The organism is Halosimplex rarum, from assembly GCF_047715405.1.
Taxonomy (GTDB): Archaea; Halobacteriota; Halobacteria; order Halobacteriales; family Haloarculaceae; genus Halosimplex; species Halosimplex rarum.
Map to the genome: position 1 here is coordinate 1,866,649 of NZ_CP180412.1, position 22,739 is coordinate 1,889,387.

At 66.2% G+C, this 22,739-nt stretch carries 25 protein-coding genes; 7 read left to right on the top strand and 18 right to left on the bottom strand.

What is annotated here, in order from left to right; all coding sequences use genetic code 11:
• Positions 1–2: 2 nt before the first annotated feature.
• The 3 genes from ACMGFH_RS09135 to ACMGFH_RS09145 all read right to left on the bottom strand — a co-directional run bounded on the left by ACMGFH_RS09135 (position 3) and on the right by ACMGFH_RS09145 (position 2,266).
• Positions 3–392 carry a hypothetical protein gene (locus ACMGFH_RS09135; protein WP_415382735.1) on the bottom strand — a complete coding sequence of 130 codons (390 nt, stop codon included), beginning with the start codon at positions 390–392 and terminating at the stop codon, positions 3–5.
• On the bottom strand, positions 392–1,057 hold the full coding sequence (locus ACMGFH_RS09140; protein ID WP_415382737.1) for a plastocyanin/azurin family copper-binding protein: 666 nt from the start codon (positions 1,055–1,057) through the stop codon (positions 392–394). Before ACMGFH_RS09140 ends, ACMGFH_RS09135 begins: the two co-directional genes overlap by 1 nt.
• Before the next feature lie 177 nt (positions 1,058–1,234).
• On the bottom strand, positions 1,235–2,266 hold the full coding sequence (locus ACMGFH_RS09145) for a hypothetical protein (protein ID WP_415382739.1): 1,032 nt from the start codon (positions 2,264–2,266) through the stop codon (positions 1,235–1,237).
• 410 nt (positions 2,267–2,676) lie between these two features.
• Here ACMGFH_RS09145 and ACMGFH_RS09150 point away from each other — a divergent pair, with 410 nt between their 5' ends.
• The 5 genes from ACMGFH_RS09150 (at position 2,677) to ACMGFH_RS09170 (ending at position 6,371) form a co-directional block, all read left to right on the top strand.
• Positions 2,677–3,075, top strand: coding sequence for an ArsR/SmtB family transcription factor (locus ACMGFH_RS09150; protein ID WP_415382741.1), 399 nt, complete (start codon positions 2,677–2,679; stop codon positions 3,073–3,075).
• Positions 3,068–4,225 (top strand): ACR3 family arsenite efflux transporter, encoded by a 1,158-nt coding sequence (gene arsB, locus ACMGFH_RS09155; protein ID WP_415382743.1) that lies wholly within the window; start codon positions 3,068–3,070, stop codon positions 4,223–4,225. The genes ACMGFH_RS09150 and arsB overlap by 8 nt, the downstream gene beginning before the upstream one ends.
• A 94-nt stretch (positions 4,226–4,319) precedes the next feature.
• Positions 4,320–4,766, top strand: coding sequence for a low molecular weight phosphatase family protein (locus ACMGFH_RS09160; RefSeq protein ID WP_415382745.1), 447 nt, complete (start codon positions 4,320–4,322; stop codon positions 4,764–4,766).
• A gap of 46 nt (positions 4,767–4,812) precedes the next feature.
• The gene (locus ACMGFH_RS09165) at positions 4,813–5,316 is read left to right on the top strand and encodes a hypothetical protein (RefSeq protein ID WP_415382746.1); all 504 of its coding nucleotides are present in this window, start codon (positions 4,813–4,815) and stop codon (positions 5,314–5,316) included.
• Between the two features lie 80 nt (positions 5,317–5,396).
• Positions 5,397–6,371, top strand: a complete 975-nt coding sequence (locus ACMGFH_RS09170) for a D-2-hydroxyacid dehydrogenase (protein ID WP_415382748.1) — start codon at positions 5,397–5,399, stop codon at positions 6,369–6,371.
• 28 nt (positions 6,372–6,399) lie between these two features.
• On the opposite strand, the gene ACMGFH_RS09175 is transcribed toward ACMGFH_RS09170, so the two are convergent.
• The 7 genes from ACMGFH_RS09175 to ACMGFH_RS09205 all read right to left on the bottom strand — a co-directional run bounded on the left by ACMGFH_RS09175 (position 6,400) and on the right by ACMGFH_RS09205 (position 13,686).
• Positions 6,400–6,795 carry a hypothetical protein gene (locus tag ACMGFH_RS09175; RefSeq protein ID WP_415382750.1) on the bottom strand — a complete coding sequence of 132 codons (396 nt, stop codon included), beginning with the start codon at positions 6,793–6,795 and terminating at the stop codon, positions 6,400–6,402.
• A gap of 67 nt (positions 6,796–6,862) precedes the next feature.
• Positions 6,863–7,987 (bottom strand): SPFH domain-containing protein, encoded by a 1,125-nt coding sequence (locus ACMGFH_RS09180; RefSeq protein ID WP_415382751.1) that lies wholly within the window; start codon positions 7,985–7,987, stop codon positions 6,863–6,865.
• Between the two features lie 233 nt (positions 7,988–8,220).
• Positions 8,221–8,817 carry a DUF6663 family protein gene (locus tag ACMGFH_RS09185; RefSeq protein WP_415382753.1) on the bottom strand — a complete coding sequence of 199 codons (597 nt, stop codon included), beginning with the start codon at positions 8,815–8,817 and terminating at the stop codon, positions 8,221–8,223.
• Between the two features lie 390 nt (positions 8,818–9,207).
• Complete coding sequence (locus ACMGFH_RS09190; RefSeq protein ID WP_415383227.1) at positions 9,208–11,175, bottom strand: SLC13 family permease; 1,968 nt, start codon at positions 11,173–11,175, stop codon at positions 9,208–9,210.
• Between the two features lie 303 nt (positions 11,176–11,478).
• Positions 11,479–12,516 carry an aspartate-semialdehyde dehydrogenase gene (asd, locus tag ACMGFH_RS09195; RefSeq protein ID WP_415382754.1) on the bottom strand — a complete coding sequence of 346 codons (1,038 nt, stop codon included), beginning with the start codon at positions 12,514–12,516 and terminating at the stop codon, positions 11,479–11,481.
• 132 nt (positions 12,517–12,648) lie between these two features.
• Positions 12,649–12,840, bottom strand: coding sequence for a 30S ribosomal protein S17e (locus ACMGFH_RS09200; RefSeq protein WP_123537175.1), 192 nt, complete (start codon positions 12,838–12,840; stop codon positions 12,649–12,651).
• 81 nt (positions 12,841–12,921) lie between these two features.
• Positions 12,922–13,686: an SOS response-associated peptidase gene (locus ACMGFH_RS09205; RefSeq protein ID WP_415382756.1), complete on the bottom strand. Its 765-nt coding sequence runs from the start codon at positions 13,684–13,686 to the stop codon at positions 12,922–12,924.
• 113 nt (positions 13,687–13,799) lie between these two features.
• Here ACMGFH_RS09205 and ACMGFH_RS09210 point away from each other — a divergent pair, with 113 nt between their 5' ends.
• Positions 13,800–14,114, top strand: a complete 315-nt coding sequence (locus ACMGFH_RS09210; protein ID WP_415382757.1) for a hypothetical protein — start codon at positions 13,800–13,802, stop codon at positions 14,112–14,114.
• A 45-nt stretch (positions 14,115–14,159) separates the two neighbouring features.
• Here the strand turns inward: ACMGFH_RS09210 and ACMGFH_RS09215 are convergent, their stop codons facing one another.
• The gene (locus tag ACMGFH_RS09215) at positions 14,160–14,468 is read right to left on the bottom strand and encodes a hypothetical protein (protein WP_415382759.1); all 309 of its coding nucleotides are present in this window, start codon (positions 14,466–14,468) and stop codon (positions 14,160–14,162) included.
• 161 nt (positions 14,469–14,629) lie between these two features.
• On the opposite strand from ACMGFH_RS09215, the gene ACMGFH_RS09220 reads away from it, so the two are divergent.
• Entirely contained in the window at positions 14,630–14,959 is a 330-nt protein-coding gene (locus ACMGFH_RS09220) for a hypothetical protein (RefSeq protein ID WP_415382760.1), read from the top strand.
• Between the two features lie 193 nt (positions 14,960–15,152).
• Here ACMGFH_RS09220 and flaJ read toward each other — a convergent pair whose 3' ends face one another.
• The 7 genes from flaJ to ACMGFH_RS09255 all read right to left on the bottom strand — a co-directional run bounded on the left by flaJ (position 15,153) and on the right by ACMGFH_RS09255 (position 22,737).
• Positions 15,153–16,907 (bottom strand): archaellar assembly protein FlaJ, encoded by a 1,755-nt coding sequence (flaJ, locus tag ACMGFH_RS09225; RefSeq protein WP_415382761.1) that lies wholly within the window; start codon positions 16,905–16,907, stop codon positions 15,153–15,155.
• Positions 16,907–18,583, bottom strand: a complete 1,677-nt coding sequence (locus ACMGFH_RS09230; protein WP_415382762.1) for a type II/IV secretion system ATPase subunit — start codon at positions 18,581–18,583, stop codon at positions 16,907–16,909. The genes flaJ and ACMGFH_RS09230 overlap by 1 nt, the downstream gene beginning before the upstream one ends.
• 21 nt (positions 18,584–18,604) lie before the next feature.
• Entirely contained in the window at positions 18,605–19,366 is a 762-nt protein-coding gene (locus tag ACMGFH_RS09235) for an ATPase domain-containing protein (RefSeq protein ID WP_415382763.1), read from the bottom strand.
• Positions 19,363–19,827, bottom strand: coding sequence for a flagellar protein G (locus ACMGFH_RS09240; protein ID WP_415382765.1), 465 nt, complete (start codon positions 19,825–19,827; stop codon positions 19,363–19,365). The genes ACMGFH_RS09235 and ACMGFH_RS09240 overlap by 4 nt, the downstream gene beginning before the upstream one ends.
• Before the next feature lie 81 nt (positions 19,828–19,908).
• Entirely contained in the window at positions 19,909–20,370 is a 462-nt protein-coding gene (locus ACMGFH_RS09245; protein ID WP_415382766.1) for a flagellin, read from the bottom strand.
• Positions 20,354–21,988 (bottom strand): FlaD/FlaE family flagellar protein, encoded by a 1,635-nt coding sequence (locus tag ACMGFH_RS09250; protein WP_415382767.1) that lies wholly within the window; start codon positions 21,986–21,988, stop codon positions 20,354–20,356. Before ACMGFH_RS09250 ends, ACMGFH_RS09245 begins: the two co-directional genes overlap by 17 nt.
• Before the next feature lie 227 nt (positions 21,989–22,215).
• Positions 22,216–22,737, bottom strand: a complete 522-nt coding sequence (locus ACMGFH_RS09255) for a chemotaxis protein CheD (RefSeq protein WP_415382769.1) — start codon at positions 22,735–22,737, stop codon at positions 22,216–22,218.
• Between the last annotated feature and the right edge of the window lie 2 nt (positions 22,738–22,739).

Sequence of the window (22,739 nt, forward strand, 5' to 3'; positions counted from 1 at the left end):
GTTTATCGTTTGTAGTAAGGGTAGACGGCTCGTTTCACGCTCTCGATGGGGTCCCCCTCGGCGAAGGGCGTCCCATCGACGTCCTCTTCGCGGACGTAGAGGTCCTCCCACTTGCGGCGTCGTTTCTTGACGATCATCACGTCCGGCAGGAACTCCTTGCGGTACAGCATCAGAATGAACGCCAGGTCGACGAAGATGATCGCGAGGATACCGCCCAGGTACATGTTGCCGAGCGGACTGTACCCCCAGCCGTTGACCAGGCCAAACGTGAACAGGCCGACGAAGACGACCTCGACGATCGTCAACAGGACGATCCCGACGGCCGCCGCCGTGCTCTCGCGGGCCGGTTCGTAGCGGTGGATGTCGCCGTAAGTGCTTCCGGACGAGGACATCAGTTGTTCCCTCCTTTCGCGTTCGGTGATTCACCGTACTTCAGCAAGAAGAACGTGAACAGCAGGGAGACGACCATCATCACGATGGTCGACACCCCGACGTAGTGTGGGTGGAAAGGCACGCCCATGTGTTCGGGGTTCAACGGCGTCGCGCCGCCGCCGACCTCCTCGGTCTCCACGTCTTCGCCGACGGCGACGGCGCCTTTCATCCCCTGGCCCTCGTGGGGGCCACAGTAGTAGGTGTACATGCCGCCGGTTTCGAGGGTCGCGGAGTAGGTCTCGCCCTCCGGGACGGTATCGAACTCGCCGCCTTCGGTCCCATCGAGGCTGCCGCCCTCGGGCTGTTCGTTCGGCTTGACGTTGTGGCTCGGCGTGACGAACTCGAAGTTCACCGTCGTCCCGGGGTCGACCCAGACCTTGGTGGGCGCGAACGCGAAGCCGGACGAACCGACGCCGACCTCGATCGACACCTCCGATTCGCCGCGGAGGTCCTGGTACTCACCACCGGCAGCGTCGTCTACGTACGACGGCCACACGGGCTGCACGCTCCCGCCTCCGCCACCTCCCTCCTCCTGGGCGGCGGCGGCCGTACCGGCCCCGACGGCCGCGGCGGACGCACCGCCCGCGGCGCCGCCGGCGGTCCGCAGAAAGTCCCGTCTATTCATACACGTCGATGCTCGGTACCGAATTTGTATAAACCCACCGAATACGCACGCAGGCGCGCGATTAGCCGCCTGCGACGGAGCAGAGACCCGCAGATATTCGGGTCGGGGTCGGTCCGACAGCACCCGTCCGGGAGACGGAGGACACAGTGGGACAGCGACGCCGACACACCGACCCGCTCACGACGCGTCGCCCTCGCCTTCCGAACCGCTCCCCGGGAGCCCGTCCGACCGCTCCCCGGGGATCCCCTCTGTCCGCTCTGCCGCTTCCCCCTCGTCCGACAGGAAGTCCGGTCGCTCCCCCGGCTCCAGTTCGACGGCGCGCAGCCGATTGCGGTACTCCTCGGCGCGGAACTTGTCCGACAGCCGGGCGTTCGCGACGACCGCGAACAACAGGAGTCCGATCCCGAGGAAGACGACGCCGGCGACGAGCATCCCGATCACGTTCAGCGACCGGACGCTCCCGCCGCCGGGCGGCTGGATCAGTCCGAGGCTGATGACCAGCCAGCCGCCGATCAGGAGGAACCCGGCCAGCACCTGGAACCCCGCGACGACCTGCAACATCGTGTTCCCGAGTTCACCGCTGCCCTCCGGTACCTCCTGGGGTTCGGGAAGCAACTCGTCGGGGGGCGCCTCCGGCACGTCGTAGGAGTTCATCGACGCCAGCGCGACCGTCGGCTTCACGTCGCGCAGGACCGTCCCGTGACCTTCGACCGCGCCGTCGGCGTAGACGGTGGCGTACCCCTCGTCGGAGTACGCCAGCACGCGGTCGTCCTGGCGCTCGACGCGGGCGAACACCTCTCGGTCGGCGACCCGCCGCTTGAGATCCGCCTCGACCCGGTCGAGCAGTTCCTGCCCGGTAATCCAGGTGTCCGGATCGAAGACGGCCTCCCACTCGTCGGCGGACATCGACTCCATTTCGGCCGGACCGAAGTCCTCGAAGTCGTACTCGGCCTCGACCTGCTCGCGGAGCGCCTCGATGGACTCGGGCCCGCCGTCGCCGTCCGCCGTGTCCGACGCGTCGGCTCCGCCGCTCGCTCCATCCGAGGGCTCCCTTCGCTCGCCCTCGCGGCTCGCGGGTTCTTCGTCCCCGCTCGCTCCATCCGAGGGCTCCCTTCGCTCGCCCTCGCGGCTCGCGGGTTCTTCGTCCCCGCTCACTCCGTCCGAGGGCTCGCTTCGCTCGCCCTCGCGGTCGTCGGCCGCGTCGCTCATTAACGGAACTCGGTCCCCGAGGGGTAAAAGCGCCCCGACCCGATGACGGCCGTCCGTCTCAGTTCCACGCCACAGACCGCGCCGAGCGCCCCGAAGGGGGCGTTCTCGCGACCCCTACCCGACGCAGACGGCCACAGACTCCACCGATCCTCTGCGACGGTTTCGAGCACGACGCGGGAGTGGCCAACTCGCGTGCGCACACGAGAATCGAACGGCAATCGGTCGGAAGTCGGCTCGGCACCGGAACCCAGGCCACGGTCGTGGTGGCAAACCTAGTTCAGTACCTATTCAACTACGTTCGATCCGGACGTACCGACATCTGGTGCATTAAGGAGAATTTCGCGGCTTTGTCGGATATTCGCGGCCTTCGATCGGTACACTTACTTTAGATATCGATCAACTGTCTCTCGATGGCCCAGGGAACGGAGCGGCTTCGGCGGTACCTCGACGACGAACTCGGCGAGTGTCGGAACGAGGACGTCGAGCGCCGCCTGGACGAACTCGGGACGCTCGAAGCGGCGCTCGGGGCGGCACAGGTCGACGCGGAACTCGACGTCCTCTCGGCGCTCGCCAACGAGACGCGCTACACGCTGGTCCGCGTGCTCGTCGCCGCGGGCGAGGAACTGTGCGTCTGCGAACTGAACGCGGTCGTCGACGTCTCCGAGAGCGGACTGAGTCACGCGCTCTCCGCGCTCGTCGAGGCGGGACTGGTCACCGATCGCAAGGACGGCCGCTGGAAGAAGTACCGCGCGACCAACCGCGCGGTCGCGCTCGTCACTGTCCTCGACGGGAGCGTCGACGATGAGTGACGCCCACGAACACGGACCGGACTGCGACTGCGAATCCTGTGGGGACCCGCGCTCGATGGACGTCCTCGACAAGTACCTTACCGTCTGGATCTTCGGCGCGATGGCCGTCGGCGTGGGCCTCGGATTCGTCGCGCCGTCGGTGACGCAGCCGATTCGGGACCTCCACCTCGTCGAGATCGGGCTCGTGGCGATGATGTACCCGCCGCTGGCGAAGGCGGACTACTCGCGGCTCCCGACCGTGTTCCGCAACTGGCGCGTGCTGGGGCTGAGCCTCGTCCAGAACTGGCTCATCGGCCCGACGCTGATGTTCGGGCTCGCCGTCTTCTTCTTCAGCGGGCTCGTCCCCGGGCTCCCGGCGCGCCCCGACTTCTTCCTCGGGCTCGTCTTCATCGGGATGGCCCGCTGCATCGCGATGGTCCTCGTCTGGAACGAACTCGCCGAAGGGTCGACCGAGTACGTGACCGGTCTCGTCGCGTTCAACAGCCTCTTCCAGATCCTCACCTACGGGGTGTACGTCTGGTTCTTCGCACTCGTGCTACCCCCGCTGTTGGGCATGGAGACGCTCGTCGCGGGCATCACCGCCTTCGATATCACGCCGATGCAGGTGTTCGAAGCGATCGTCGTGTTCCTCGGGATCCCCTTCGCCGCCGGCTTTCTCACCCGATACGTCGGGACGCGAGCCAAGAGCGAGGAGTGGTACGACGAGCGACTCGTCCCGAAGATCGACCCGCTGACCCTGGTCGCGCTGCTGTTCACCGTCGTCGTGATGTTCGCCACGCAGGGCGAGAGCATCGTCGCCGCGCCCGCCGACGTGCTGCTCATCGCGGTGCCGCTGACCATCTACTTCGTCGTCATGTTCCTGGTGAGCTTCGGAATGGGGCGGGGGATCGGCGCGGACTACTCGACGACGACGGCGATCGGCTTCACCGCGGCGAGCAACAACTTCGAACTCGCCATCGCGGTCGCGGTCGCCGTGTTCGGCGTCGGCTCCGGCGTCGCCTTCGCCACCGTCGTCGGCCCGCTTATCGAGGTCCCCGTCCTGCTCGCGCTCGTCAACGTCGCGCTGTACTTCCAGCGCAAATTCGACTGGGGAGCGTCCGCGGCGGGAACGCCCGAACCGACCGCCGGCGAACCGGCGACGGACGACTGACCCACACCCGACAACCTATCGACGTTCGACCACCTACCCACACCCGACACCCGATCGACACTCGACGACCAACCACCCGACCGCACGACACACGATGTCCACAGAAACCGACACCACCGACCCGACCCGTATCGCCTTCATGTGCGTCCAGAACGCCGGCCGCTCCCAGATGTCGACCGCGTTCGCCGAGCGCGAACGTGATCGACGTGGACTCGACGACAGCGTCGAGATCCTGACCGGCGGGACCCACCCCGCCGACCGCGTTCACGAGGAAGTGGTCCAGGTGATGGACGAAGCCGGCTTCGACCTCTCTGACCGGACGCCCCGCGAGATCACTCTCGACGAACTCCGCTCGTGCGACTACGTGGCGACGATGGGATGCTCGACGCTCGACGTCGGCAAGGTCGGCGACGACGTGACCGTGGCCGACTGGGCGCTCGACGACCCGGACGGCCAGGACCCCGAGCGGGTCCGCGAGATCCGCGACGAGATCGAAGCGCGCGTCGCGGCGCTGTTCGACGAGATCGAGTCCGAGGAGTGAGCGGACTTTCGGCACGGTTTAGGAGGCATGGCCGATAGAGTCGGCTATGGTCACGGACAGGGTGATCGCGACGGTCGTGCTGCTGGCCGTGACGGCGAGTTTCCCCTGTTTCTTTTACGGCGCCTGGTACATCATCGAGACCGAGCCGGTCACCTGGGGGGTGTTGATGCACCACCTGAAGTTCGTCGTGACGGGGCTCGTGCTGACGACGGTGCCGCTGGTGACGTGGATGGCCCCACGGCTGCTCGACCAGTTCGGGAGCTTCGCCATGGTCCACGCCTTCCTCGGGTTACAGGCGTACGCGATGCTCGCGTTCGGGTTCACCGGCATCGTCCGCATCTTCTCCGCCAAGCGCCGCCACGACCTCTACAACGACTACGACGAGGACGTGCTGCTCGACGAGATCGGCTCCGAGCGGATGAGCCACTGGCGCAGTCGCGTCCGGATCGGCGTCTTCGGCTACGTGATCTTCTGGGTCCTCGCCTACGGCGCTGGCGTCGCCCGGTACGTCCTGCGCTACGATATCCTCGAACTCGTGCCCGGCCTCTGAACGGGGACATATTCTCGGACCGCGTCGCGAGAGGCACCCGACGACGGGATTTTTGAGGGACCACGTCGAACTGGCGGCCCATGACCGCAGATTCGACGGACGAGCACCCCGAAGTGTTCGTGTTACGACAGAATATCCACGGCATCTCCCCCCGAGAGTACGTCGACGCGCTGCGCGAACGACTCCCCGACCGCGAGGTCGGTTTCGCCGCGACCCCCGATCAGGAGCGTGAGATGCTCCCCCACGCCCGCGTCGTCGCCGGCTTCTCCCTCGACGAGGACGACATCGAGCGCGCGGAGAACCTGGAACTGTTCGCGTGTTCGTTCGCCGGCGTCGATCACCTGCCGCTCGACGCGTTCCGCGAGCGCGACATCGCCGTCACGAACGCCTCGGGCGTCCACGGCCCGAACATCGGCGAGTACGCCGTCGGCGCGATACTCACCTTCACCCGCGACTTCCTGGAGTCCCGACGACGTCAGCGCCGCCGCGAGTGGCGCTCGCACAAGACCCACGAACTCGCGGGGAGCACCGTCGCCGTCGTCGGTATGGGACCTATCGGCGAGTCGATCGTCCAGCGCCTCGACGGGTTCGACGTCGACACGGTCGGCGTCCGGTACACCCCGGAGAAGGGCGGCCCGACCGACGACGTGTACGGCTACGAGGACATCGGCGAGGCCGTCGCCGACGCCGCGTACGTCGTCCTCGCCTGTCCCCTCACCGACGCGACCGAGCACCTGGTCGACGCCGAGGTGTTCCTGACGATGCCAACCGACGCCGTCCTGATCAACACCGCGCGCGGCGGCGTCGTCCACACCGGCGACCTCGTCGACGCGCTCCGCTCGAACAACATCCGCGGCGCTGCGCTGGACGTCACCGACCCCGAACCGCTCCCCGAAGACCACGAGCTGTGGACGTTCGAGAACGTCCTCGTCACGCCGCACAACGCGGGCCACACCCCCGAGTACTTCCAGCGCCTCGCCGACATCGTCGCCGACGCCGTCGCCACCGCCGAGGAATCGGGCGAGTGGGAGGGGCTGCCCAATCAGGTAGTCTGATGGCGTCTCCGAGCCGACCGGCCGCCGATCAAGCGCCGCTCTCGCCGGTCGAATCCCGATACCCGGCGCGGGCTTCGAGGAGCAGGTAGCCGGCCGCGACGACGCCGGCGAGAGCGGTCAGCAGTCCGTCGGTCGTGACCGGCCCGACGGCGACCGGCTCGGTCACGGCCGCGGTCGCGCCCAGAACGACGACGACGCCGACCGCGGCGACGAACCGCCACCGCGCGGAAACGGGGACGAGTCCGTCCTCGCCACGCCACGCGAGATAGAGGTGCGCGCCGGCGAGGACGACGCCGTTGAATGCGACGAGCGCTACGACTGCGAACGGGCTCTCGGCGTCGAAGACGGACGGGGAGAGGGCGGCCAGACTGGCGAACGCCAGCGCGACGACCGTCACGTGGACGGCCGTGTCTCTGGAGACCATACTGGACTGTCACTGCGACTGATGAAAAGCGTTGAGTCTCCCGTCGCGAACGGGAGAGCGGCCACGTTCACTCCCGCTCGTCGAGGACCTCGGTGTCGCCAGCGCGCAACCCCTCGCCCTCTTTGATGGCCTGGGCCTCCTCCTCCATCGCGTCGACGTCGACCTGTGCTTCCTCGTCGATCTGGCCGATGATCTCGGCGATGTTATCGAGACCGAGGAGCTCGCGCGTCTCGGCGTCGAAGTTCAGGCTATCGAGTTCGCCGTCGCCGCTGGCCTTCGCCATGTCGGTCACGTCGCTACCGGTGAGGTGTTTGCCGTAGCGACCGAGCAGTGAGGACATCTCCTGGGGCAGGATGAACGTCGAGGAGTCGCCCTGGCCGATGTTCTCCAGCGTCTCCATGCCCTTGTCGATGATGGCGCGCTCGCCCATCGACTCGGCGGATTTGGCCCGCAGCACCGTCGAGATGGCATCGCCCTGCGCTTCGAGGATCTGGCTCTGTTTCGACCCCTGCGCGCGGACGATGTCGGACTGTTTCGCGCCCTGGGCCTGTTCGATGGCCGAGCGCCGTTCGCCCTGCGCTTCGAGGATCATCGCGCGGCGACGCCGCTCGGCCGAGGTCTGCTGTTCCATGGCCTGTTTGACGCCCGCGGCGGGGTTGACCTCGCGGACCTCGACGCTCTCGACGCGGATCCCCCACTCGTCTGTGGGTTCGTCGAGTTCCTCGCGGATGCGCGCGTTGATCATCTCCCGCCGCGAGAGCGTGTCGTCCAGTTCCATGTCGCCCAACACCGCGCGCAGCGTCGTCTGCGCGAGATTCGACACGGCGTGTTTGTACTCCTCGACCTGGAGGAAGGCCCGCTTGGCGTCCATGACTCGGATGTAGACGACGGCGTCGGCGGTCACCGGTGAGTTGTCGCGGGTGATCGCTTCCTGCTGTGGCACGTCGATCGTCTGGGTCCGCATATCGAACGGGTAGGTCCGGCTCACGAACGGCGGGATGACGTGGATCCCGGGTTCGAGCAGCTTTCGGTACTCGCCGAAGACCGTCAGCGCCTCCTTCTCGTAGGCCTCGACGATCTCGATCGCCGAGTACACCGCCGCTATCGCGATGAGGAGGAGCAGTCCGCCGACCACGACCAGCGGGGAGATGTCACCGAGCGCCTGGAGCGGGACGGTGATCGAGAGGCTCATACGTGAGCTAGAGAGTTACAGACAGATAAGGAATCGGCACCATCTTTTTCGCTCGGGGGTCGCTCACACCGTTCGCGACCCCCGAGCCAAAAACATGGGTGAAAAACGCCGAGCGCTCACTTCGTTCGCGCTCGGTAGAACCGCCTCGCGCCTGGGGCGCTCGGCGGATGCTCAGTACACCAAGTGAACCGGAAACCACAATATCAAGCCCAACAAGAATCGGCGATGAGACCTCAGACAAGCGGTTCGTCGGGGGCGTCACGCTCGTAGGTCTCGCGGAGCGTCTCCGCGAATCGGCCGTCCTTGTCCAGCGCGATGGTGACGACGGTAAACGTCCCGTCCGGGGGTCGCAGAACGAACAGTTCCCGGGCTGCCGGCTCGGTGTCGGCCTGGTCGTTGATCCGGTCGACGAGCGGTTCGAGCGGGCGGGCGCCCGCGCGGAAGTCGTCGAAGACGCTCGGCTGTCCCGCGTCGGCGAAGACGTAACAGACGCCGTTGACCTTGTTGTCCGTGTTGTACGTCTGCGTGGCGTTCATGCCCTCGCCGGCCGCACGGGTTTCCTCCCAGAGGCTCTGTGCCACCTCGAAGATCGGGTCGGCGTCCTCGACGAAGGTGTACAGCGTCGGGCGAACGACCGAGAGCGACCGCACCGTCGGATCCTCCGACCCCCAGTCGAGTTCGGCCTCCACGAGGTAGCCAGGGTGCAGATCCTCGACGGGTACGTTGTGGCCTTCGATCGGAACCGCGATAGTCTCGAAGGTGTCGCGGTCGAGAAACCGCCACGTCTCCTCGTCGCGACCGGGCAGCACGCGGTAGGTCCCCTCGTCCATGGTCGCACTTCGCGGGGCGGCGGGATAACGTCGTCCATATGCTTCGCTCGGGGCGCTCCGCGCCCGTTCGCAGGTTCGTGGGACTCACAGAGTCCCGCGCCCATCCCAATACTCTCAGATGTCGAGCGTCTGGTGAGCGCACGCTCTTCTGGCTTCGGCGCGAGCGCTCAGTGCAGGTGGCGTCTCCCGGAACGCTGATCCGACCTGTCGAGCGGTGGGGGAGATCGGCTGCGAGATAGCGGTGTCGTCAGCGACGAGGGAGCGAGTGAAGAGGGAGACACCCACGGAAAGCAGATCGACCAGAGTCTCTCACTGTCGAGGAGGGGTCGCGCAGCAGTCGACTGCTGTCGGACAGGCAGTCGTCCCCGCCACAATCGCGATCACCAGTTCTCACAGCCCCCAGAAGAACGCGATACCGGCAGTCGTGACGACGGTCAGTACGAGCTGCAGCGGCGCGCCGACGCGCGCGAAGTCCGTGAACTTGTACCCACCAGGGCCGTACACCATGAGGTTCGTCTGATAGCCGACCGGGCTCAGCAGGGGTGTGCTGGCGGCGAACGTCACTGCGAGGGCGAACGCGAAGGCGTTGACGCCGAGCTGGCCGGCCACCTCGATAGCGATGGGGAGCATCAACACGATGCTGGCGTTGTTGCTCACCATTTCGGTGACGATCGCGGTCCCGAGGTAGAACGTCGCGAGCATCGCAATCGGGGGCAGGACGGCGCTCGCACCGACGATACCCGTCGCGATCAGATCTGCCGTCCCCGATGCCTCGAACGCGACTCCCAGCGGGATGACCCCGGCCAGCAGGAAGATGACGTCCCAGTCGACGGCCTCGTAGGCGTCGGCGGGGCGGAGGATCCCCGAGAAGAGCATCGCGACGACGCCGGCGAGGGCGCTCACCATGATCGGGAGGTACTCGAGGGCGGCCAACCCGACGACGCCGGCGACGATCCCCAGGGCGATCGGGATCTGCGCCCGGTCGAACTCTTCCCAGCGCTCGTCGCTGGAGACGACGACGTTGGTGTCGGTCCGGAGCCGGTCCAAAACGGTTTCGTTCGTCTGGACGAGCAGCACGTCCCCGGCCTGCAGGCTGACGTCGCGGAGGCGCTGGCGAATCACTTCGCTGCCGCGGCGGACGGCGAGCACGGTCGCGTCGTACTCGCTCTCGAATCCGGCGACGCCGTCCCGTCTGTTCGACCACGGCCCCGGGAGCAAGACGACTTCCGTGAGCGAGGTGTCCGCCTCGGATTCCGCTCCGTCCTCGCCTTCCTCGCCCTCGTCGTCTTCCGTGTCCGTGGTGGTGGGCGCTGACGGCGGATTCCACGTGTGATGTTCCGGCACGAACCCCTCGGGGAGCGACTTGTCGCCCTCCCGTGCGGCATCGAGGAGCTCCGGCAGGAGTTCGAGGTGTTCGTCCTCGATGACCTGTTCGAGCGTCTCCTGATTCGCTCTGACCGAGAGAACGTCGCCGGCGCGAATCCGCTCGCTGGGGAGGCCGCGGACGATGCTACGACCGTCGCGCACGACCTGGAACACGTCCAGGTCGAGGTCGCCGCGTTGCAGTTCTCGTATCCGCGATCCGACGAGGTCAGAGTCCGTCCGGACGACCACGTCGGTCAGGTAGTCGGCCATCCCGAACTGGTCGGCGGAAGACCCCTCCGCCGAAATTCGGGCCGGCGTGAGGTGTCGGCCGACGGTCAGTAGATAGACGATACCGACCGCCAGCACGACGACGCCGAGCTGCGTGAACTCGAACAGCGAGAACGGCTCTCCGGTCGGGCCGATCTGCGCCCAGATGTCGCTCGCGAGCAGGTTCGTCGACGTCCCGATAACGGTGAGCGTCCCCCCCATCATCGAGGCGAACGAGAGCGGGATCAGGAGCTTCGACGGCGAGGTGCCGGTCTTCCGGGCGAGATTCGTGACGGCGGGGATCAGCACCGCGACGATCGGCGTGTTGTTGACGAAGCCCGCGAAGGGGCCGGACAGTCCGACCGTCGCGACGAGCTGTCGGGACTCGCTGTCGCCCGCGAACGCCTCCATCTTCTGGGTGAGGATCTGGATGACGCCGGTCTGTCGAACCCCTTCGCTCAGGATGAACATCGCCAGCACGGTGAGCGTCGCGGGGTTCGAGAAGCCAGACACGCCCTCCTCGGGAGAGACCCCCGTCCACGGCCCGAGGAGGATGAGCCCGACCATCAGCGCGATGGCGGTGGTGTCGATCGAGACCGGCTGGAGGACGAACAGGACGAGCGCGACGGCGACGACTGCCAGCACGACGAACACGTCGATAGAGACCGGCAACGCCACGGGGAGTTGCCCGGGTAGTGTCGACACCGCCAGTGCGAATTCGTGCAGGACGTTCACGAACCAACTACCCCTCGAATCTCTACGGGACCTACATAAAAGTACGGTTCCGGCTCGAGCCGCGAGACTGCCGGAGAACAGCACACCCAGTTCCCAGCTCATCTACGTCGCTCACAGCCCCCCTGTCTTCGGCGACTGTTCTCCGCTTTGATCGGGACCGCAGCCGTGACGGGTTCGCGCCCCTATTCAGCGCACCCCTTTCGAGGTCTCTGCCGAGTGGTAGATACACTGACGATCAGTACGCACACGTACTGCGTGATCGATTCGTCGAAGACGGTCGACCGTGGCGACTGCTTACAGGTAGCCGGTGTCGAGCAGCAGTTCGCCGTTGAGCACGCTCGCGCCGGCCGCGCCCCGGAGCGTGTTGTGGGCGAGGCAGTTGAACTGCAGGCCGTGGGTGGTCTCCTGGACGCCGCCGACGGAGACGGTCATGCCGTTGCCGAGGTTTCGGTCCATGCGGGGCTGGGGGCGGTCGGGTTCGTCGAAGACCTTGATGAGCTGGTCGGGCGAGCTCGGGAGGTCGAGCGACGGGTACGCTTCCAGCGCCTCCTCGGCCTCGGAGGGAGTGAGGTCCTGCTCGGTGTCGGCCCAGACGTTTTCGAGGTGGCCGTCGATGGTCGGGATCCGGTTACACGAGGCCGAGACGTCGGCGTCGTGCCACTCGACTTCGGCGCCGTCGAAGGTGCCGAGGAGCTTGCGTGACTCGGTCTCCATCTTCCCCTCTTCCTTGCCGATGTGGGGGATGGCGTTGTCGATGATCTCCATCGAGGAGACGCCGGAGTAGCCGGCGCCAGAGACGGCCTGCAGGGTGGCGACCTCGATACGGTCGAGGCCGGCGGCGTCGTCGATGGCGGCCAGCGGCGGCACCATCGTGATCGTCGAGCAGTTGGGGTTCTTGACGAGGGCGCCGTCCCAGCCGCGCTCGTCGCGCTGGACCTCGATGAGGTCGAGGTGGTCGGCGTTGACTTCGGGGATGACGAGCGGGACGTCGTCGTCCGAGCGGGCGTTCGAGGAGTTCGAGGAGACCACGTAGCCGGCCTCGCAGAAGTCCGGCTCGACGCGCTCGCCGACGCTAGAGGGCAGCGACGAGAAGATGAGGTCCACGTCGTCGGGGACGGCGCCGGGCTCGGTCGCCACGACCTCGGTTTCGGCCACGTCCTCCGGGATGGGCATGTCGATGCGCCACTTGCTCGCCTCGCGGTAGCTCTTGCCCACGCTGGACTCGCTCGCGGTGAGCGCTTCGATCTCGAAGTCGGGGTTCGGGTCGAGTAGCTGGATGAGTCGCTGTCCGACGGCGCCCGTCGCACCGAGGATGCCTACGCTGACAGTCATTGATCCGGGATAGAGAGACGCCTCCTCAAAACAGTTTGGATACGTCTACCACGGTCAGGAACAATCATGGGCGATATCGCAGGAAGGCGCCGCCGCTCCGGACGAACTGACGAAGAGAGGAGAGAACCGCGCCTACGCTTCCGCGGGCTGGGCGTTCTTGCTGGTGACGTAGCCGGCGATGCGGTTCCGGACGCCCTTCGATTCGACGTTCGTGAGCTCTGTGACGACGTCCTTGTTGTGCTCGAAGTCGTCGCCGAAGGCGTTCGGATACCGCTCCATCAGCAGCGTCGCCGTCTTCTTGACGTAGGCGGGTTTGATAGCCATACCCGCCTGTTCAGCCCTCGCGCCCTAAAAGGATTCGAATCGACGCGCCGGTACCGTAGCGCCCAGTCGGGCCTGCGCGGGTCAGGACCCGATCTCAACCGGTTCGACGACGGCCGACGAGTCGTTGGCCGGGTTGTTCACGGCCGTCGAGACCGGATAGGTTCGCATCTCGTCGGCGGGATACGGGTCCAGCAGCGCCTCGGCCTCGTCTGGGTCGGCGGTGAGCCACCGGTCTTCCTCGTCGGGCGCGAGGACGACCGCCATCCGGTGGTGGAGTTCGCCCACGGTGTCGTTGGGCTCGGTTGTGACGACGGTGAACGTCTCGACGGACTCGGGCTCGGCGTCGGGGTCCGAGCCGCCGCCGAAGTCGCCGAGTCCGGTCTGGGTCTGCGGGGGCGTCCAGCGCTCCCAGAGCCCCGCCATCGCGAAGAGGTCGCCGTCGCCGACGGTGACGCGGTACGGCTGTTTCCCTCCCTCGTCGGTCTCGGCCCACTCGTAGAACCCGTCCGCGAGGACCAGACACCGACCCGCCTTCGGCGTGTCGAGATCCCGCTCGCTCCGCTCGCGGGAACAGCGCCGGGACTCGTAGGCGTCGGCGAAACTCCGCTTCTTCCGTGCTGTTTCCGCGCGTGCGTTGATGAACTCGAACTCCGAACGGTCGTCGGCCCACGAGGGAACGAGCCCCCACTCCATGCGCTGGATCGTCTCGGGCTCGTCCCCGATGACGACCGGTAGGCCCTGGCTCGGCGCGGCGTTGTACCGCGGTTCGTACTCGAAGTCGAAGGTCGCGCCGAACCGCTCCTCGACGTCGTCGGGCGGCGCGAAGAGACTGTAGCGGCCACACATATCGCTCGCTTCGGAGGCCAGCGCCATAACGGCATCCGCCTCGGGCCGAGACTACTGGTCGCCGGCAGGTGAGAGAGCGCCACAGTTAGGGTGCCGACGGAGCCAGCGTCCCCATGGCCGAGGAGTACGACAAACTCGTCCGGGACGACATTCCGCGGATTATCCGAGAGAACGGGGATGAGCCGGTGACCCACGAAGCGTCGGGCGAGGAGTACCGCGAGCGCCTGCACGAGAAACTCGACGAGGAGGTCGCGGAGTTCCACGACGACCCGAGCGCCGGCGAGTTGGCCGACGTGCTGACCGTCCTCGACGCTCTCGGGGAGTGCCACGGACTGGAGGCGGAGGAAGTCGAACGCGTCCGCCGAGAGAAAGCCGACGAACGCGGAGCGTTCGACGACGGGGTGGTCCTCGAAGCGGTGCGTCGGTGATACGCCGGCCCGTTTCGGGGTGACGATGCGACCCCCGGCGGTGTGTTACTCCTCGTCCAGTGCCGCGGCGAGGATGTTCGCGTCGGCGACGAGTTTGAACAGCGCGCCGATCACGCCGCCGAAGAAGAACGTGGCGCCGACGAGCACGATGGCGAGGCCGATGATCTGGCGGACGATCTGCGCGAGCCCGCCGATGAACGGCGGGTTGACGAACATCGACAGGCCGATAGGGAGCAACAGCGTCCCGACGAGGTAGAGGATGATGAGCCGGCGCATCTCCGGGTGGAGCGCGTACGCGACGGCCGAGTCGAAGTCGACGGGCGAGCGACTGAGCGTGTCTTCCGGTTCCGGCATGGTCGCTACTGTCGGGCACGCGGGATAGTAATTGGCGTCCGTTCACCGGCTATCGACGTTATTTGTCCGGTCTCGTAGAGGTAAGCGAAATCGCGTTAGACGCTTTATACCCGCCGGTAATCGTCCGATAGCAATGTCGGCTGCCGACGCATCGGCGATCGATGGCGACACACGGGGGGACGAAGACGAGGCTGACCGCGAGTGTCTGGATCGTCGCACTGGTCGCGTTCGGCGTATTCGACGTCGCCCTGACCGCGGCGGCGGTCGGGACCGGCGTAGCGGCGGAAGCGCACCCGCTCGTCCGCGAAGGGATCCGGCAGTTCGGTCTCCTGGTCCTCCCGGTCTGGAAGGGGATCCTGCTCGCCGCGTTCTACGTCCTCTACCGGGCGACGCCGCGACCCTACGACGTCGGCGTCCCGCTCGGCCTCGCGATCGTCGGCGTCGGCGTCGGGATCTGGAACGTCGCCGTGGTCGTCTTCGCGATCGCGTAGGTCTCGCTTGTCGATGCCGTGCGGAGAGAACTAGCGTCCGCGCCGAGCGAAGCGAGGCGCGGTTCGCCGGACGCGAGCGAACGCAGTGAGCGAGGCGTCCGGCTTTTTCACCCATGTTTTTGGTCCGGGGGTCCCCGCAGGGCCGAAGGCCCGAGGAGACCCCCGGACGAAAAAGATGGTAACCAGATGGTCTCTAGATGGCGAGGAACTGCGTCACTAGCCACTTCGTGACGGCGGCGGTGATCGAGCCGACCCAGGTGAGCGCGACGAAGTGGATGTAGGTGTTGATCTTGTGGCCGCCGTCGACGGTGCGGACCATCAGCGCCGAGAGCATGGCGCCGAACATGATGATGATGACGAGCAGGAACTCGATGAGGGGGATGTTGTACACCTCGGTGTTGATGAGGCTGCCGACGTCGAAGTTGCTGGTGTTGCTCTGGAGGTCGAGGCTCATCGAGGCGAGGATGTTGACGACCTGGAGGCCGATGAAGAAGGCGAAGGTGGAGGCGGCGGTGATCCCGTAGAGGAGACCGATGAGGGTGGTGGTCGCCTGAGTGCGGCGCTGGCGGAGCTGCTGGACCTCCATCATGTTCTCGGAGATGACTTCGCCGAGGAGTTTGGGGTCGCCGCCCATCTCCCGGCCGATGAGGTACATCTCGGAGAACATCTGGATGAGGTAGGAGCGACACTCGGCGGTGAAGTGGCGCCAGGCCTCGGTCGTCTCGATGCGCATGTTCAGGCGCTTGTAGAGATTGTCGACGTTGTCCGTGAGGGGGCCGAAGTCCTTCTTGCGGAGGCTCTCCAGCACGGTCGAGGTCGTGGACTGCTTGGCGCCCTCGGTGGCGCCGAGCGCGCGGATGAAACTCGGGAACTCCTCGTCGCGGGCCTTGATCTTCTTCTCCTCGGCGTTGACGACGATCCCCGGGATCAGCAGGGGCAGAGTGGGGATAGCCGCGTAGAACGGCAGCGGGAGGGGATCGAGGAAGAAGACCACGTCGTCGAGGGTGACGGGGCTGACGCCGAGCATGCCGGCGAGCGAAAAGGCCAAAAGCAGCGTCGAGAGGGCGGTGCCGGCGACGGTCGCGTTGCGGATCTTGTCCTCGACGGGCGAGCGCTTGTCCTCGGGGTGGTACCACAGCGGGTCGTGGGGCGCCATCGAGCGGATGGCGAGGTAGAACCCGGACTGGACGAACACGTAGAGGACGATGACGGCGCTGACGGTCATCGTCGGGTTCGTGCCCGTGAGCACCGGGAGGACGACGGCGAACACGAGCGCGAACGTCATCGAGAGGATCATCGACAGGTAGAGGTCCTTCATAACCTCCAGGTTGTCGAGGGTCCCCTGGTAGACCGTCTTGTAGTTCTGGATGATCTGGTCCTGTTCGGAGACGAGGTAGTCGTCGAGCGCCTGGCCGGCGCCGAGGGTGTAGCCGAGGCGGTCGAAGAAGTCGGAGACGGCGTCGCTGGGGACCTGTTTGGCTCGGCGGCGGCAGGCGTCGTCGAGGCTCTGGTTCCAGGTGTCGACGAGTTCGACGACGCGACCGATCTCGGCGGCCATCTCGCCGTACTGGTCCTGCTGGGCGAGCTGGCGGAACACCTCCATGCGGTCGATGTTGGTCGTCGCGAGGACCGTCATGTGCGTGACGACGAGGTGGAACTGGTTGTTGAGTTCGGCCTTGCGCTGCGAGAGGAGGATCTTCGGGTAGAACACGGCCGAGAGGAACATCAGGAAGCCGAGCAGCGGGATCGGTCCGCGGATCATCAGCGGGAGATCGAGCAGAACACCGATCCCGAGCGTGACGAGGAAGAACAGGGCGGACGGCGCGAGGATGACGCCGATGTACCGGTTCAGCGGCATCGGCATCTGCTGGTAGGCGTCGATCAGGCCCGAGAGGGCGCTGGTGACCGTGAGTTCGAGATCGCCCGCGGATTCGTCAGCCGAGGCCATCAGTCGGGTCTGTGGATGTCGAAGGGGAGGCCCTCGACGCCGTCGCGGTGGTAGTCCTCGATCAGTTCGTTGACCTCGTGGTAGCCGAGGATACCCTCCTGGATGGCCCGCTCGATGATGCTCGCGCGGAAGTTCAGGTCGTCGTAGATGTCGCGGGTGTCCTCGTAGCCCAGCAGGGTCGCGATCTGCTCCTCGAGGACGAACGAGTTGTTCATGCCCTGGAAGATGATCTCGTCCTCGACGGGGTCCCAGTAGAACGACTGGCGGGTGACGACCCCGTCCATCTCCTTGGAGTAGCCCTCGATCTCCTGGACCGAAGTCACCCGCCTGAGGACCTGGTCGCCCTGCTTGACCCGGTTCTGGAACAGCGCCACGTCGGCGACGTCCATGAACGTCTCCGGGACGTTGATCGGTTCGCCGGTAAAGCGCTGGATCATCGAGACGATGTCGCTCGCGTGGAAGGTCAGCATGACCGGGTGACCGGTCTGGGCCGCCTGGAACGCCATCCGGCCCTCTTCGCCACGAACCTCACCGACGATGATGTAGTCGGGGCGCGAACGCAGCGCGGCGGCGACCAGGTCGAACATGTCGACGCTGGACCCTTCGTCTTCGCCCTCACGCGTGAGGAGCTTCTGCCACGTGTCGTGGGGCGGCAGGACCTCGGCGGTGTCCTCCGCGGTGTATATCTTCGCGTCGCGGGGGATGAACGCCATGATGGAGTTCAGCGTCGTCGTCTTCCCTGACGCCGTCTCCCCGACGACGAAGACGGTCTGCTCGTTCTCCAGGCACAGCCAGAGGTACGCGGAGAGCTGCGGGCTGAGCGTCCCCCACTTCGTGATCTGGAAGATCGAGAGGGGCACGTCGTCGCCCTGACGGATGGTGAGCGAGGGGCCCTTGACCGAGACGTCGTCGGAGTAGATGAGGTTGAGACGCGAGCCGTCGGGCAGGGTGGAGTCGACGATGGGGTCCGAGTCGGAGACGGGGTCGCCGATCCGCTCGCCCATGTTCTTGAGCCACTGGTCGTACTCCTCGGGGGTGCCGAAGTCCACAGTAGTGGAAAGCATGCCGTAGACGGCGTGGTCGACGTGGCACTCGTGGGGGCCGATGACGTGGATGTCCTCGTTCGCCGGGTCGCGCATGACCGGTTCGAGCGGGCCGAGCCCGACGATGTCGCGGTTGAGCCGGTAGAGGATGTTCTCGTAGGTGTGCTCGGTCACCTCGACCTTGCCGATGTTCGAGAACTTCGAAAAGCGGGAGAGGACGCCGCCCTCGTCGCTGGCGCCGCTCTTGACGTTGGTCGACTCCTGGAGGAGCTCCTCGATGCGGTCGTCGTACTCGTTGTCGCTGGTGGGGGCCGGTTTGGAGACGCTCTTCTGGAGGAGCTTGTTGCGGACCTTCTGGAAGACGACCTTCTCCTCGTCGTCGAGCTCCGGCTCGATGGCGTAGTACTTCATGTCCTGGCCGATGTCCCCGTAGATGTGACAGAAGATGGGGCCGCCGACCGGGTAGAGGACGTTCGGCCGGTGGGACTCGTAGTCGTCGTCGGCCTCCTCGATGAACGTGGGGAACTCCCCGGTGATCTGCTTGAACTTCTTCAGGTGGTCCATCAGGTGGGGCCGGCGCGACGCGACCTGCCTGAGTTCGTCCGAGGGTTTGGGTCGTCCGTGGTCTGTCATGTGTGTCTGTGCTCCGAGGGGTTACGCCACGCTGCGCGATTCGATCACGATGCCGGTACCCGAGCGGACCGAGTACCCGATGGAGTCGCCGACCTGTTCGCCCATCCCGGCGAAGCGGAGGACGCTGATCTGACGGCGGACGTCGTTGCCGACCTCGACCATCTCGAGTTCGAGGAAGACGTCGGCGATGGCCCGGAACGGGCCGATGGCCTCCTCGTCCAGGGTCGAAGGGTCGACTGTGAGCATGATGACCTTCCCCTGGGAGATGATGTCCCGGAAGAAGGAGATGATCTCAAGGGCGGCCTGGCGCTCGTCGTTCTGGCGGACCAGCGCCTCGAACTTCGGGTCGTTGCGGAGGATGGCGTCGAAGGTGTCGATGATGACGACCTCCGACTCCCACATCACTTCGGCCTCCATCAGCCGCTTGAGCAGCTCCTTCCGGTCGCCCTCGTCCTCCTGGCCGGAGAAGGTGTTGCCGTCGCCGATGTCGGCGTGCAGGAACAGCATGTTCTCGTCGAGGAGGTGCTCGACCATGCCGTAGTCCAGCGAGTGCATCTGGTCGAGGAAGCTCCCGACCGTCAGCTCGGTCGAGAGCATCGTGACCGTGTGCCCCTCCTCGCAGAAGCCGTAGGAGAAGCGCTGGCTGATGGCGGACTTGCCGGCCCCGTAGTCGCCCTCGACGAGGACGATACTGCCCGGCGGGATGCCCCCGCCCAGCTCCTTGTTCAGTCGGTCCCGCTCTTTCAGTCCCAGTGAGAGTAGGTCGGTGGTTGCGATGCTCATGTTCTGAACTCGAATATCTCCTCGTCGCCGTTGACGATCACTTTCACGCGGTGGTCTTCGCCGCTCGTGAGCGGGTTGGCGGTCCGGTTGATATCCGCCCGCAGGACGGTCCCCGGTCGCCAGGTCGTGCCGTCGGCCAGCAGCGTCACGCCCACCTCCGTCTCGAACCGGCCGTCGACGAAGACGTTGATCGCGCGGCTCTCCGCCGCGAGCGTCTCCGTGCCCGTGTTCTTGAGGTGGATGGTGATGTTCTGGTTCCCGTCGGCGTCGTAGATCCCGCCGGCGCCGCTGTCACTGATTATCTCGACGTCCGTGCGCACGTCCTGGCTCACCTGGAGCCCCTGGTCGTCGATCGCGTTGCTCAGCTCCCCGACCGTCTGCGTGAACACGCCCGCGACGGAGGCCGCGACCAGCATCGAGGCGATGAACAGGATCATGTGCGAGACGGACACGCTAGCCACGCAGGATCACCTCCGACGACCGGTTCGGCAGGGCGCCGCCGATTCGCGGACGGGCCCACCGGACGGCGCGCGACGCGGTCGTCACGAGACCGACACCTCCGCACTGCCGCTGACACCGGTCTCGGTGGCGACTTTCACGTGACTCGGTTCGGTCGACTCGTTGAACTCCACGAACAGCCGCTCGTGGGGGAGCCAGAGGTCGGTGGCCGCGTCGCCGTCGACGGTCGCCTCGGTCTCCCAGCCGTCCATGTACTCGTTGTCCAGCAGGATATCGGTCCGCTCGACGGACAGGCCGTTCGACCCCGTGTTCCTGACGGCCAGGTCGATCAGGTACCACGTCCTGTTGTTGTGGTCCTTCGTCGTGTAGCTCGACGTCCGGATGTCGATGGCCGTGTTCGTGCGTTCGAGCGCGGCGTCAGCGCGGTCGTTCTGGGCCTCGGTGACGCGCTCGAAGCTGTTCGAGGCGGCCGTCTGCCACATCCCGAACGCGATGAACAGCCCGATGAAGATGAGCGCCGCAGAGCCGCTAACGCTGAAGCCCATCGGCACCACCTCCGCGGCGCCCCGAAAGCTTCGAGAGGGCGACGGTCTCGGCGGCGTCGCCGTCGAGCTGACTGATGTAGCGCAGGCTCTCGGTGTGGTGGTCGATCGTGAGGCCGCCCTCGTCGCCCGACCCGTCGAACCCGCGCAGGTACGCCTGCAGGTCGTCGGCCACCGGCTCGGACACCCAGTCGATCGTCTCGTAGTAGTCGATCGCCCTCGCGGTCTCGCGGACGCCGACCTGGTCGACGAGGTACTCCAGCCACTCGACGACGACGAGCTCGCTCGCCAGCCCCTCCGGCATCGCCGCCAGGTAGGGCTTCCCGTCGGAGTCGGCGTCGGCCGCCGATCCGGCCTCGGACGACGCGTCGGCCGTCGCAGCCGTCGGTTCGGTCGGTTCCGGGTCGGAGGCGGGCTCCGGCTCCGGTTCGGGCTCAGGGTCAGCGACCGGTTCGGGCTCCGGTTCCGGATCGGGGTCGGGGTCGACGTCCGGCTCTGGATCCGGCTCGGTCTCGCCCGCCAGCCCGTCGTCTTCGATAACCTCGTCGAAGAGGTCGTCGTCGGCGAGGTCGCCGTCGGTCTCCTCCTCGGAGCCGTCGTCCAGCAGCTCGTCGGCGTCGCCGAGGTCGTCCCCGAGGTCGTCGTCGAGCGAGTCGTCTTCCTCGTCTTCTTCGAGTTCGTCCGCCCACTCGGCGTCGCCGGACTCGTACTCGTCTTTCAGTTCCGCGAAGGACTTGCCGCCTTCGCCGTCGCCTGTTGAGTCACTCATGTCCTCACTGTCTCCATCGAGGTCGTCGACCCCGTCGTCGAAGTCGCCGTCGTCGAAGTCGTCCATGCCGCCGAAGTCGTCGCCCTCGTCAAGCGACCCGTCGTCGAAGGTACCGCCGTCGTCTTCGAAGCCGCCGTCCATCCCGTCGTCTACGCCGCCGCCCATGACGTCGTCGACGCTGCCCTCCGGCGCGGCGTCGTCCTCGACGAGGTCCTCGTCGAAAAAGCCCTCCGCGTCCGCGTTGGCGATATCGTCATCGAGGTCCTCCTCGCCCTCGTCGCCGTCCCCGTCGTCGTCGAAGAGGCCGAAGTTGCCGCCGCCTCCGGCGCCGCCCATTCCGCCGGGTTCCATGTCGTCGGCGAACGGGTTGACGCCGCGAGTGACCATCTCGTAGATGTCGAGGAGTTTCCGGACGTTCTCCTCGACGTCGTCGACGGTCTCCGCGATCTGCTCGTTCTCGTTCCGGACGGTGTTCACGGTCGACGAGAGGCTCCCGACCTCGGTCTCCAGCTCGTCGAGGCGGTGTTCGAGTTCGTCGGTGTCCGAGCCGCCCTCGTCCATGTCGCCGAACTCGTCGTCGCCGAACTCGCCGAAGTCGTCGCCCTCGCCGCCGTCGTCGAGGCCGCCGAAACCGCCGAGGTCGTCGTCGTCGCCGTCCTCGGCCATCAGTCCGCCGTCGGCCATGCTCTCGTCGCCGTCGTCGCCGTCGTCACCGCCGCCGTCACCGAAGATGTCGATCATCTGCCGGATGCTCATCCCGACGGCACCGCTGGTCAACATGACCAGCAGCGCGGGAAGCGCCTCCGACGCGTCCGGCGCGATGGGGCCGAACGACTGTGCGACGAGGCTCATTACGTCCAGTGGTTCACTCAGATACCCTTCAATGTACCGTTTCTGGTATCATTACTGATAATAAACTCGTTAATACGATCCTACCGGCGTTGAAATTACGGCGGGACCCGCGAAAGAAACGTCGGACGTAAATTTCGGCAGTTGCGGCGCGAAAGCAGTGTGTTCCCTGGAGAGTGAAACGCGCCCCCGTCGGACGCTCGTCAGACCTACGTTCCCTATCTCTGATACTATAGCGTGATCGCGTCGCGGTTCGCACTTTTGACGATGAGATCGCCGGTCCTCGTTTCGAGTCGAAGCGACCGGCCGTGGTCGCCGCCGACGTCTTCGCCGACGATCGGGATGTCGAACTCGGCGAGCGTCTGGCGGCCCCTCTCCACGTTCCGGACGCCGATGCCCGACCCGCTCTCGGAGAAGTCCAGCATGTCGCTTCCGCCGGCGATCTTCGCTTCCATCCGCTCGCGTTCCGCGCCGAGTCGTTCCATCTCGTCGACGAGGTCGCGGATTCCCGAATCCGCGAACTTCGCCTCGTTCTTGCCCTCCATCTCGTCGATCGAGGGGAGCATGACGTGGAGCAGGCCGGCGACGTCCGCCTCGTCGTCGTACACGGCGACGCCGAGACAGGAGCCGAGGCCACTCGTTGTCAACACGGCGTCAGCGTGCGAGACCTTCGACTCCGCGATCCCGACCTTGATACGCTCGGGTTCGACCGTCGGTTCGCTCTCGGCCGCCGTCCCGTCGTACACCTTCATGT